Annotated in this window: 8 protein-coding genes; 6 read left to right on the plus strand and 2 right to left on the minus strand. The window is 40.1% G+C overall.

Annotated elements, in window-relative coordinates; translation table 11 throughout:
• Positions 1 to 175 precede the first annotated feature (175 nt).
• From FLL46_RS05045 to FLL46_RS05055, 3 genes are all read left to right on the plus strand, one after another.
• Positions 176 to 3,406 carry a non-ribosomal peptide synthetase gene (locus tag FLL46_RS05045; RefSeq protein ID WP_142892389.1) on the plus strand — a complete coding sequence of 1,077 codons (3,231 nt, stop codon included), beginning with the start codon at positions 176 to 178 and terminating at the stop codon, positions 3,404 to 3,406.
• A gap of 134 nt (positions 3,407 to 3,540) precedes the next feature.
• On the plus strand, positions 3,541 to 4,332 hold the full coding sequence (locus FLL46_RS05050; RefSeq protein WP_142892390.1) for a serine aminopeptidase domain-containing protein: 792 nt from the start codon (positions 3,541 to 3,543) through the stop codon (positions 4,330 to 4,332).
• The gene (locus FLL46_RS05055) at positions 4,332 to 5,171 is read left to right on the plus strand and encodes a serine aminopeptidase domain-containing protein (protein ID WP_142892391.1); all 840 of its coding nucleotides are present in this window, start codon (positions 4,332 to 4,334) and stop codon (positions 5,169 to 5,171) included. The genes FLL46_RS05050 and FLL46_RS05055 overlap by 1 nt, the downstream gene beginning before the upstream one ends.
• A gap of 45 nt (positions 5,172 to 5,216) precedes the next feature.
• On the opposite strand, the gene FLL46_RS05060 is transcribed toward FLL46_RS05055, so the two are convergent.
• Both FLL46_RS05060 and FLL46_RS05065 read right to left on the minus strand, forming a co-directional pair.
• Positions 5,217 to 6,425 carry a GNAT family N-acetyltransferase gene (locus FLL46_RS05060; RefSeq protein WP_142892392.1) on the minus strand — a complete coding sequence of 403 codons (1,209 nt, stop codon included), beginning with the start codon at positions 6,423 to 6,425 and terminating at the stop codon, positions 5,217 to 5,219.
• Positions 6,426 to 6,437: 12 nt separating this feature from the next.
• Positions 6,438 to 8,132 carry a carbamoyltransferase family protein gene (locus FLL46_RS05065; RefSeq protein WP_142892393.1) on the minus strand — a complete coding sequence of 565 codons (1,695 nt, stop codon included), beginning with the start codon at positions 8,130 to 8,132 and terminating at the stop codon, positions 6,438 to 6,440.
• A 577-nt stretch (positions 8,133 to 8,709) separates the two neighbouring features.
• Between FLL46_RS05065 and asnB the strand changes: the two genes are divergently transcribed.
• Genes asnB through FLL46_RS05080 form a run of 3 tightly spaced genes read left to right on the plus strand, consistent with a single transcriptional unit; the run spans position 8,710 to position 12,491 of the window.
• Positions 8,710 to 10,623 carry an asparagine synthase (glutamine-hydrolyzing) gene (gene asnB / locus FLL46_RS05070; protein WP_142892394.1) on the plus strand — a complete coding sequence of 638 codons (1,914 nt, stop codon included), beginning with the start codon at positions 8,710 to 8,712 and terminating at the stop codon, positions 10,621 to 10,623.
• Positions 10,624 to 10,668: 45 nt separating this feature from the next.
• Positions 10,669 to 10,929: an acyl carrier protein gene (locus FLL46_RS05075; RefSeq protein WP_142892395.1), complete on the plus strand. Its 261-nt coding sequence runs from the start codon at positions 10,669 to 10,671 to the stop codon at positions 10,927 to 10,929.
• Between the two features lie 59 nt (positions 10,930 to 10,988).
• Positions 10,989 to 12,491, plus strand: coding sequence for a class I adenylate-forming enzyme family protein (locus FLL46_RS05080; RefSeq protein WP_142892396.1), 1,503 nt, complete (start codon positions 10,989 to 10,991; stop codon positions 12,489 to 12,491).
• The last annotated feature ends 6 nt before the right edge of the window (positions 12,492 to 12,497 follow it).

Here is a 12,497-nt window from a genome sequence, read left to right on the forward strand (position 1 = left end):
TTTATCAAATTTATTCAGCGTGCGGCACAACTGAGACAAAGGAATTTTTATATCTTGGGTTTTCATCCATGACGCTAGTAATAAGCATGATCTGCGCTAGTGTTTTTTGCATTTAATATAATGTTATACTCTAGCCTTCGAAAAAAATAGTTAAATGATAAGTGATAAGTGGTAAATGGATATATCAACTAACTTAACCCAACAAAGATTTCCCGCATCATACAGTCAAGAGCAGTTTTGGTTTTTAGGTCGACTCTTTCCGTCATCAGGAAATTTCAACTTACCGTTTGCTTTTATGCTCGACGGTGAATTTTGTTTTTCTCAATTTGAGCAAACTGTTTATGACATCGTTGCGCAGGAAAGCATACTAAGAACTCGATTTGAAGAAACGGAAAATGGAATTGAGCAGGTGATTATTGCTGAAAGTCCACTCAAAATTTCCTATCATGACCACTCAGATAAATCACTTACCGATGAAGATATTTCCACTTTAGTTAATGGCGAAAGCCAGTTGCCTTTTGATTTGTTAAGCGGCCCCTATTTTAAATGCCAGGTATTGAAAGTTTCATCGTCTAAACATGTCCTGTTTTTTTGTTTTCACAATATCATTGTTGACTATTCGGGGGCACTTCGACTATTTGAAATGATGACCGACTGTAACAAAGCGACCAACGATGAGTCACTAAATTACAGCAATATTACTAATAATCAGTATATTGAATTTGCAAAGTTTCAGAAGGATGAGAGTGCCAGGAAGCGTATGTTAGAAAAACTGGAAGACTGGAAGCAATATCTAAGTGGTTTTTCTGAAGGGTTAAGTCTTGCGTCTAACTTAAATCAAAATTCCTTAGCTGAGCGTAAAGGCGCTTATTTTGACTTTGAAGTTGAGCCATCAATCTATAAACGACTAAGTCAGTACGCTAAGCAGCAAGACTTTTCCATGCTTACGTTACTAATGGGCGCATTTTCATTGGTCTTGAATCGTTTTTCAGGACAAACTGATTTTGCCATCGGAACGCCTTTTTCCAATAAGTCCGGGATGGATGACTATAAGAACACGATCGGCTGTTTTGAAAATGTATTACCGATATTAACAGAGGTTAATGCTGATCAGACAATTCATTCACTTCTGCAAAAAATTAATGAAAGCTTGCTCTTCGCTAATCAGAGAAGCAGTGTTCCTTTTGAACATATTGTTGAGGCATTAAACCCACATCGAGAGTTGAACGCTAATCCTATTTTTCAAACTGGCGTCGCGCTTAACCAAGATACCTCACAAATTCGCTTCGGCGATTGCAAGACAGTTCCACTGAAATGCCATAATGGCGGAGCCAACCTCGATTTGATGGTCTCCTTCCTTGATGATGGTGAAAAGCTAAAAGGCGCGTTCGAGTTCGATAAAAATTCGTTTGACCATTCTAGTGTTGAACGTATGTGCGACTATTTAAGTTATTACATTGCGCACCTCATCGAATTGAGTGAAGTTAAATGCGGTGACATCAAATTTATTTCTAGCGCCGATAATTTACTATTACAGCCCCTTATCAATACCGATGAATTAGATTTGGAGAGTTATTGTGGTGTTCACCAACTTGTTCAACAAGTCTCGAATGAACATAGCGCCAGCACTGCCATTCGATTTCAGGAACAGTCAATTAATTATGCGCAGTTACAGAAAAGTATTGCGCAAATGGCCAATTATCTAATCAGTAAAGGTATTGAGCCGGGTTCTCTTGTTTGTGTTTGTTTGGAACGCTCGCCAGATTATCTGATCAGCATATTGGCGATTTTGACCGTTGGTGCCGGTTATGTTCCTGTCGATCCAAGGTTGCCGAGAGAGCGGGTTAGCTATATGTTGCACAACTCCAGGGCGAAACATGTCATGGTGCAAAATTCGACCGCTGATTTGTGCAATATTGGTGATGATGTTCACTTGCTAAATCTTGAGCAAGACAACGCAGTCATTAATGAAAGCTCAACTCAAACGCCTGCTATTAATACAACGCTGGACTCAACCGCCTATGTTATATACACCTCTGGTTCTACAGGTAATCCTAAAGGTGTTGAGATCACCCACCGCTCGGTAATCAATTTACTGAAAAGTATGACTGTCCGTCCGGGGATAGAATCGACTGACCGATTATTGGCTGTGACTACCATGTCGTTTGATATTTCCGTGCTGGAAGTTTTTTTACCGCTTATTAATGGTGCGACGGTGGTATTAGCCACTCGGGATATCGGTGCTGATGGTGCTAAATTAACAGAGGTTTTGGCACAAGAACGGATAACAATATTACAAGCGACTCCGGCGACATGGAAAATGCTTTTAGCGAGTGGTTGGAGTGGCGATCCCCAGATGAAAGCGCTAACCGGTGGTGAACAGATTTCCGCATCATTAGCGAGCCAATTAAATGAAAAAGTTGCAGCGCTATGGAATATGTACGGGCCTACTGAAACAACCGTCTGGTCAAGTTGCGAAAAAATCACTGGGAATGAAAGCATTTCAATTGGTACTCCCATTCATAACACACAATTTGCAATATTAGATAGCGAGCGACGAATGGTTCCCGTCGGCGTAGCCGGCGAGCTGTACATCGGTGGTAGCGGGCTGTCTAAGGGGTATTTGCATCAACAGGAATTAACCATAAAGAATTTTGTTCAAAGCCCGATAAAAGAAATAAGCGGAAAGCTTTATAAAACCGGCGATATCGTCAGGCTTACGTCAGATGGCGGACTGATATACTGTAATCGACGAGATAATCAGGTTAAGGTGCGAGGATATCGCATTGAATTAGGAGAAATTGAAAAGATCATGGAAGCACATTCTGATCTTGTTTCTGTTGCTGTTATGATTGATTCTCCACGGCCTGACGATCATAGAATTGTTGCTTATTTCGTTGCGGCGCAAGATAAACAGGTGTTACCAACCTGGTTGCGAAAATGGCTCAAAAAGCTTCTGCCAGAATATATGGTCCCGCAGCACTTTATCGAATTAGATGAAATGCCGTTAACGCCGAATGGAAAAATTGATAAAAAAGGTTTACCTTCTGCATTTGGAAGTATTTCTCAAAAGACAGTCAAGTTATCTCCTAGAGATCACGCTGAGCGTAGTTTGGCGAAAATTTGGGGCGACGTGCTCAATATTGAAGTTGATAACATTTGCGTTGAAGATAATTTTTATGAAATTGGCGGTCATTCATTACTTTCTATTCGAGTTATTGCATTGATAAAAAAGCAGACCAATGTACAGTTGAATCCAAGTTCACTGATTTTGAATAATTTAGAGCAAGTCGCTCGAGAATGTGGTTTCTCCGAAAGCGAAAGTGACGCTCATTATTTACCTGAACAACAGGCTACGAAATCAAATGGATTGGTTGGTTTTTTCAGTAAGTTATTTAAAAGTTAAACATCAACGGATTATTAAGAGTTAATATCCAATAGTTGTTATTAGCGGCAGTTAGTACCTGTAGTTAATACTTGTGGTAAACCTACATTTTATACTTGAAGTTTCCTGGTAGGCTTGAGTAGAAGGGGTAACATTTGAGCGCTTTCATGTTTGGGGAATCCGAATCACCACTTTACGGAGTTTATCACTCCCCACTGAATTATCAGGCAAATGAACGGGCATTTTTGATCTGCATGCCACTTGGTCACGAATATTATAAAAACTATAGTGGAATGCGGATGTTAGCGGACGAATTAGCGCTGCAGGGTCACCATGTACTTCGCTTTTGTTATAAGGGAACAGGAGACTCATCCGGCGACAGTCATCAATTTGATATAGAGCAAGCCCTTCACGATATTAAGATCGCACAAGCAGAATTAAAAGAATTGTCTGGTATCGATGTTTGTTCGGTATTTGGGATGAGGATGGGGGCTACTTTAGCCGCATTGTCAGCACAAGATGTTCAATACGATAAGTTAATTTTTTGGGATCCAATCATCAGTGGTCGTGAGTATACTGAGTCGCTAATGACTATTCATGCCGAAGTCATTTCTGATAGTAATCGTTTTCTGGAAACTTATCTCGAGAAAGAAAGGTTCCCTGAGCAAGTTGTGGGACTGCCTTTTTCAACTCAATTGAGACAGCAAATTGATGATATTCACTTATCAAATATAAGCTCTATTAAGGCGAATTCAATTTCTATTTTCTGTTCTGCTAATGACCAGAAAGTTGAAGATTTTATTGTGCAGTGCAAGCAAAATCAGTCTATCGCTGTCAATCTGCAAAGTTGTACGTCGATTGTTAATTGGGAAGACACGACAGGCATTGAAAAAATGGTTCATCCTGGCAGTAACATTGGAAAATTTGTACTCGAGGCAAATAAATAGTGACGTTAAAAGTTGTTGAGTTTGGGCCGGAGCGAAATCTTGTTGGAATTTTGCAAACGGCTGAGGGAGCTTCGAAAGATAAATCACCCAAGATGGTGCTGATGTTAAATGCTGGGTTAGTCAATAAGGCTGGCCCATTCAGAATGAACGCCGAGCTTGCTAATTATTTAGCAAAACATCAGATTTCTTCGTTTCGATTTGATTTGTCCGGTATAGGAGATAGTCGGCTACCCCAAAATAGCGACAGCAATGCAAACGAACGCTTTTTGAAAGATATCGAAGCGGCGGTCGATTATTTGTCAAATAAGTTTTCCAATCATGAAATTGTGGTGCTAGGGCTGTGTACGGGCGCCGATCTCGCGCATAAAGCGATCAAAGAATTTCCACGGATTGATGGGGCTGTCTTTCTCGACGGATATAGTTATAGAACACTACGCTTTTATCTGAATAGAGTACTAGAAGTATTTTCCAGCCCTATTCGTACCATCAAACTGTTTTTTAGAATTATTAAAAAACTTATTCGAAGATTGCTCCCAATTAACCCTGCCCAAGCTGTTGAGGATGATGCGGATTATGTATGGGACTTGCCGCCGAAAGAAGACTTTATCGCTGATCTGAATAGCCTTTATAACAGAAATGCTAAGTTGCTTTATATTTATACGGGCGGTGATAATCATTTATATAATTATCAAAATCAACTCAAAGATAGTATCGGAAAGCACGTAAAAACCGATAACATTGATGTTATTGTTAATCGCTCCAGCGACCATACCTACATTCTGTTAGAAGAGCGACAAAAACTTTTTAAACAGGTTACCGATTGGCTTAGCGCCCATTAAGCCTGTTAGTTTAGATTCGGGTAAATTAAAACTTTGCGCCAGCGCCTATTTTTTCTTAGTTGATTTCAGCTTAACTAATCGCCGCTTGATTAATTTTAACAGGCGGATAACTTGAAAATAGCGCTTTAGCAAATTGCCTTTTAGTGATCCATTAAATTCGCGAATGGCGAATAGAGAATGTTTTTCAGGATGCCACCTATCAAGCCAGTTCGGGTTGGTATTAAAGCAGATTTCTGTGATATCAGGATTTCGAATAGAGTCTTCCAGAATATGCCTGATTAAAATCGCACCAGCACCATTACTTGCGTGTTTATCATCGTAGGCGACTTTGTGCAAATAGCGTTTGTTAGCCTGTCTGAATGCGATAGAGGCGCCAACGGGTTCTTCATCGCTCATTAGTAGGATAATTTCGGCGCTGTCATTTTTTGAAAACTCATTCCAGTTGGCCTGATAAAATTGCGTTAATTGTGAAGATTGACCAATGGCCGAACCAACATTTCCTTTCCAGCCGGAAGATTCAAGCTGCATAAATATTCCCAGCGCCTCGTTAATCGCATCGGGTTGGTTAAATATTTTCAACTGCAGGGATTTACCGTCGAGTTCTTTGCATAGTCTTCTTTCCAGACGATTAATATTTTTGAGTAGTTTTTTTGAGACCAGCTGAGAAATATCATTAACGGTCTTTAGGCAAAAATAGGCGGCGAACCGTTGATAGGTGTCATCAATACAAAGAAGATTAGTCTTATTTCTCAACATGACTTTTTCAGCGAAAAAATAATCCCAGTTTTTTACTTCAGATCGCAAAGCGCTAAAAAAGTCGACAAAAATGTCATCAGCGTTAAACCTTTCTGCGATAAACGGATACCATACGTCCAGATGTTTATGGTGCATGTTTTCAAGTAGATTGAATGTCATTCCAAAAAGTGAGCGCTGGGATTTTCGAAATGGGATGACTGCGACCAGACTATCATCGCTTAGTGTGGGTTGAGGCGTGGCTTCTTGCGATTCAATTTGCTCGATTTGCTCAATATCAGATTGAACGGTTGCATCATCAATAAACGCGACAGCGTAGGTCGGTGTCGTTGATTGCATCAACATTTGTGTATTATTGTTAAAACAGAAATAACTACTTGCAACGGCATTTTGAGCATTGCAGATGTTGTTGTTCCATAAATCAATAATCGGATTTGGAAGTTGTTTCGAGTAAAATTGCCAGCGCAACTTTACTGTGTTTACCGGTTGGGATTCCATCATCGTCTGTATTTATCAGTTTTGTTTTTTAATGATGAAACTGCCGATTACCAAGGTATCCAGGCCAGTTGTAAAGAAGCACTTGATTGCATCATTTGGATTTTCTACAACTGGTTCACCCATGATATTAAAACTGGTATTAAGCACAATCGGCACACCCGTGATCGCTCCTAACTTTTCGATTAAAGAATAATATCTGGGGTTGGTTTCTTTATGGACAGTTTGCACTCTGGCGGTGCCATCGACATGTGTCACCGCAGGAATAACTTCTTTTTTATCCTCCAACACATTACAAACCTTAAGCATAAATGGTGCATCGACGGTTAAATCAAAAAATTCATTTTTTCGTTCGTTAATGACAGATGGGGCAAATGGTCTGTAGGGTTCGCGGTACTTTACTTCCGCGTTGATTTTGGCTTTCATGTCACCATAAACCGGGTTTGCCAGTATCGATCTTGCACCGAGCGCTCTGGGACCGATTTCCATTTTTCCTTGAAACCAGCCAATAATATTACCGTCAGCAAGGAGTTTTGCGGTGTCCTCGCAGATGTCGTTACTTTTGGTGTAACTCAATTTATATTTTTTTAACAAGACTTCTATTTCATCGTCACTATACTCTGTGCCGATAAATGGGTTGCTATGAACATAGTTTCTCGGTTGATTGAGCACTTTGTTGTAAACGTAATAGGCTGAGCCGATGGCTGTTCCGTTATCGCCGGCTGCAGGCATCACAAAAACATCTTTAAAGGGAGTTTCTCTGACAATTCTGCCATTCATTACGCTATTGAGTGAAACGCCACCGGCGATGACCAGGTAGTCGGTTTTGGTCTTTTGATATAAATTATTGGCTATTTTGATCGCTACATCCTCCAGAACCCGTTGGAAGGCTGCGGCTGTATCGTAATGATGTTGTTCGAATTTAGCTGACGGACTTCTTTCTCTGGGTTGGCCAAAAACCTGGTAGAACTTTTCAGAGCAGCGTTTACTGCCGGTATTTTGAAACTTGAAGTAGCTCAAATCCAGACTTATTTTGCCATCTTCATCTAGCTGGATGATTTGCTTTACGGTGTCGTAAAATTTTTCTGGATTACCAAATGGAGCTAGCCCCATGGTTTTTCCTTCATCGTAGTTAGGTCTAAAACCGCAAAACTCTGTTACTGCCTCATAAAAAGAGCCGACTGAGTGTGGAAAAAAGTTTTCTGAAAAAGGTGTGAGTTCTCTGTCTCGGCCGACGCCGGTCCACGATGTTGACCATTCTCCAGAGCCATCGAGTGAAAGTAGCGCCGCCTCTTTATAAGGCGAAACATAAAAGCTGCCGGCGATATGGGATAAATGATGATCAACGTGGTGGACCTGTGGTTTCGACGATTTGAAAGTTGATTTGTACCAACGATTAAAGGTGCGAGCCCTGTTAAATGGTCGTAGAAACTCTTGCTTGGCAAAAATGGGGGCGCTTTTCGGAATTTTAAGCAGGTAACTTAATTTTTTAAAATTATGGCGGCTGAAATCGGCGGAAATTGAAATGTGATCAATATCATTGACTGACAGTTTGGCGATTTCAAGACATTTTTTGATAGCCCGCACTGGAAATTCAGCCGTATGTTTCTGGCGAATTAATCGTTCTTCTTCTATTGCGACAATAAGCTCGCCGTCTTTTACAAGACAGGCTGTAGAGTCGTGAAAGTGAAAATTTAACCCTAGAATTATCATATCTATTCGCCAAGTTTTTTTTATTCGTAGCTGAATTTAATTTTTATAACGCTAACAATTATATCAAAATTATTGCGGAGGCAGTGAACAATAAAAGTATGTAAACAGTTACGGCTTAATCCTGATATTGAAATGGCCTGGTATTCTCTTAGATTCAGATCTTTGAGATCCACAAAGCTCATAAGCGACTTACTATCAGTTTATCGACGTTATCCCTATGAATTTGCAGTTTGAATTCTAAATGAATAGCGATATGAGGTAAATGAGTAAAGCGGGTTGAATAGTGTAAAGAATTAGTAAATGCTGATGAATAAATGGGTCTTGTGGAAGACCCCTCAATTTTTTAGATTTAGTTAAAATTAGAATTTTTAGATCTTGAACCTAATATTGTATTAATCAATTTAGCATTGCTGAATTGGGATATTTCGAGGTAAAATTGCGGGCTTTGATTTACTAGGCGGTTGGTAAGTAGTCTTTGTAATTTTATGCAGTAACTGATTTCTAATTTATTGGGAAGTCATTTTAGGGTAGGTCGGTTACTGGTTAGTTGTTTTGTATTGTTAAGGATTTATAAGTAATGTGCGGTATCGCAGGGATTATAAGAACATCTCCCAACTCTACAAATTCGATAGCTAAGTCCATTCTGGGTGAAATGGCGGACCAAATCATCCATCGCGGGCCGGATGAAAGCGGCATTTATTGCGATGAGATTGTCGGGTTTTCGCATCGTAGACTTAGTATCATTGATCTTTCATCGGGCCAACAACCGATGTTTAGCCCTTCGCGTGATATTTCCCTGGTATTTAATGGTGAAATCTTTAATTACATCGAGTTACGTGATGATTTAATTAAAAAGGGTCATCAATTTATCACCCAATCTGATACTGAAGTTATCATCCACTTGTATCAGGAATATGGGCTTGATTTCGTACAGTATCTTAATGGTCAATTCGCCATAGCGTTATGGGACAGTCGTCAAAAGCGTTTTGTCTTGGTCAGAGACCGTGTTGGAATTTGTCCTCTTTATTATACGAATGAAAATGGACAACTGATTTTCGCTAGTGAAATCAAAGCATTAAAGCCTGCATTAGCAAATGGTTTAACGCTTTGCAAAGAAACATTAGACCAGATTTTTACTTTTTGGGCGCCGGTGAGTCCTAATACTATATTTGAAAACGTATTTGAGGTTTCACCTGGTCAAATGCTTGTGATCGAAAATGGTCAACTCAATTCGCATAAATACTGGGATTGGCAATTTTCCCAAGATGATTACCTACAGTCCTCAGAATCACAGCAGGCTGAGGAGCTTCATGATCTCTTAATAGATGCCACCAAAATTCGACTGCGTGCAGATGTTCCTGTAGGCGCTTATCTTTCCGGTGGACTTGACTCATCTGTCTTAGTTGCGATGATTCATCACTATGGCGGCGTGCCTCTCAGAACCTTTTCGCTCAATTTTAGCGAAGCTGGGTTTGATGAAAAATCTTATCAATCTTCGCTAATCCAGCATTTGCAGGCTGATCACAGTCATTTGATGGTAAAAACAGAAGATATCGCACAAAACTTTAAACAAACCATATACCAGACTGAAACGCCGATTTTGAGAACCGCACCGGTGCCGATGGGGATGTTATCTTCGTTAGTCAGGCAAAACGACTTTAAAGTGGTTTTAACTGGAGAAGGTGCCGATGAAGTCTTGGGTGGCTATGATATTTTCAAAGAAGCAAAGGTGCGCCAATTCTGGGCGGTTAATGCAAACTCATCTTTCAGACCTTTGCTCCTTAAAAAGCTATATCCTTATTTGACTTTGCCTGATAGTGGCCAAGGTACTTATTTAAAACGCTTTTTCGGTGAGGCGTTAGAACAACCCGATGATATCTGTTTTTCGCATTTACCTCGATGGACGACAACAGCAAAGGCAAAACGCTTTTACTCTCAAGAGCTGTCTGCTGAACTAAGTGGCAAGTCGAAGGACGTTATGTTGCGCTCATTGCCAGAAGCACTTAAGCAAATGCACCCGTTTAATCGAGCTCAGTATATTGAGTCTAAATCATTAATGGCTGGATACCTGCTCACGTCGCAGGGAGATCGTATGTTGGCTAAAAACTCTGTTGAAGGTCGATTTCCATTTTTAGATCACCGCGTTATTGAGTTTGCGAATAAGATTCCACCGAAGTATAAAATGAAGGGCTTAAACGAAAAGAACTTGTTAAAAAAGGCCATGGCCAAGTATTTACCCGCAGAAATCATTGATAGACATAAGCAGCCCTATCGCGCCCCCGATATGAAAGCGATGACCGGTGATTATTTGGGAGAAGAACTACGTCATCATTTGTCTGTGTCAGAAATTGAAAAAAATGGTCTTTTTGATGGCTCCAAAGTAAAGTTTTTAATGAAAAAGGCAGATTCCGGCAAAGCACTGTCGATACCTGAGTCACAGGCGCTGGTTGGTATTCTGTCCACACAGGTTATAATTGATCAATTTATATAAACTAATTTTTACTAAACGATAAAGTAGCTCAAGGAAGTTAAACCAATGACAAATGTAGCAACCAATAATGAACAACTATTAAGAGATTTTATTCTTGAAAATTACCTGTTTACTGACGATCAGAGTAAATTAAATAATGCAGACTCTTTTCTTGATACCGGTATTCTAGATTCAATGGGTATTTTGGAGTTAATTTATTTTCTCGATGAAGAATTGTCGATTAAAGTTGAACCTAATGAAATGATCCCGACAAATCTTGATTCTATCAATAATTTGCTCGCATTTATCGAGAAAAAGCAAGCTTAGTTGTTGATATAGGAGGTTTGTGTAAAACCTCGCAATCAATTATTCGGACATTCATCACTATGTATCAAAGTACCTTACCCGGCCAGTTTCTATCAATTAGCGAAAGTCAGGCTGACTCAATTGCATTGCAAAGCAATGCTGAGCAAGTCAGTTATGGCGATCTGAAGCGGCGGGTAGATAAGGTCGGTAGCTATTTCAAGCAGATTGGTATTGAACCGGGTGATCGAGTTGCGCTGGTGATCGATAACTCGGTGGATTATGTGACAGCTTTTTATGCAATCTGGAAGGTTGGTGGAATTGTTGTTTCTCTAAATCCTCAAGCAAAGTTTCACGAAATTGAAAAGTTAATTCAACAATGTGAAGCCAAGTGTCTGCTCATCGATAAGTTAAACCATGCGAATACTGAGCAGTTAAACCAATTATCCATTAATATGATTACGCTCAATCAATGCGATATTAATGGTGTTGCTAATTGGTCGACTGCGTTGGAATGCGAAGCCGACAATAATTGGTACTCTGCCACCGAAGATACACTGGCTCAAATCATTTACACCTCTGGAACTACTGGGAATCCGAAAGGTGTATTACTCAGCCATGGCAATTTGATGTGTAATGTTAAGGACATCATCGAATATCTTGAGTTAACTCGTGAAGATAGTGTGTTGAACGTATTACCGTTTCATTATTGTTATGGTAATTCAGTATTGCATACTCACTTTAGTGTTGGCGGCAAGGTTATTCTGGCGGGGTCGATGGCATTTCCTCAGGAAATTGTTAATACCATGAGGGAATATAAAGCCACTGGTTTTTCTGGTGTTCCTTCAACTTTTAGCTTGTTCCTGGCGCGGTCAGATTGGCCACAAGATCCACCACCATTACGCTATATGACACAGGCCGGTGGGCCGATGGGAAAAGAGCTGACTCAGAAATTATTACAGTCCAGCCAGCCGGATACGAAATTGTATGTGATGTATGGGCAAACGGAAGCTTGTGCAAGAATTAGTTGGTTACCACCTCATAAGCTTGATGAAAAGCTTGGTTCTGCCGGTATTTCGCTTACTCATGTGGATTTGGAAATTCGTGATGAAAATGCACAGGCGTTACCCAACGGCCAAAAAGGAGAGGTTTACGTAAAAGGTCCAAGTATTATGCAAGGCTACTGGAACAATGCCGAAGCCAGTGAGCAGGTGTTACTAAATGGCTGGTTGAAAACCGGCGATCTGGGCTATCTAGATGATGAAGGATATTTGTATCTGGTTGGGCGCAATAGCGACATGATAAAGGTTGGTGCTCACCGGATTAACCCGCTGGAGCTTGAAGAAGTTATCAATAAGCTTGGGTTCGTACAAGAAAGTGCTGTTATCGGCATTGAAGATGAAATTCTGGGTCAAAAACTACGCGCTTTTATTGTTGGTGAAGAATCCAGAGAAAACTTATTGGCATTAAAGAAACATTGTAATGAATATTTGCCGACCCATAAAATTCCGCGAGAAATTCAATGGGCTGAACAGTTACCTAAAACGGCAAGTGGGAAAATAAAAAGATATTTATTAAAAAGTTGAACGGAG

Source organism: Aliikangiella coralliicola (assembly GCF_007004725.1).
In the GTDB taxonomy this organism is placed as follows: domain Bacteria; phylum Pseudomonadota; class Gammaproteobacteria; order Enterobacterales; family Kangiellaceae; genus Aliikangiella; species Aliikangiella coralliicola.

Coding starts and splice junctions, on each gene's coding strand:
- FLL46_RS05045 (WP_142892389.1), top strand. CDS start 176: ATGGATATATCAACTAACTTAACCCAACAAAGATTTCCCGCATCATAC.
- FLL46_RS05065 (WP_142892393.1), bottom strand. CDS start 8,132: ATGATAATTCTAGGGTTAAATTTTCACTTTCACGACTCTACAGCCTGT.
- FLL46_RS05075 (WP_142892395.1), top strand. CDS start 10,669: ATGACAAATGTAGCAACCAATAATGAACAACTATTAAGAGATTTTATT.
- asnB (WP_142892394.1), top strand. CDS start 8,710: ATGTGCGGTATCGCAGGGATTATAAGAACATCTCCCAACTCTACAAAT.
- FLL46_RS05060 (WP_142892392.1), bottom strand. CDS start 6,425: ATGATGGAATCCCAACCGGTAAACACAGTAAAGTTGCGCTGGCAATTT.
- FLL46_RS05080 (WP_142892396.1), top strand. CDS start 10,989: ATGTATCAAAGTACCTTACCCGGCCAGTTTCTATCAATTAGCGAAAGT.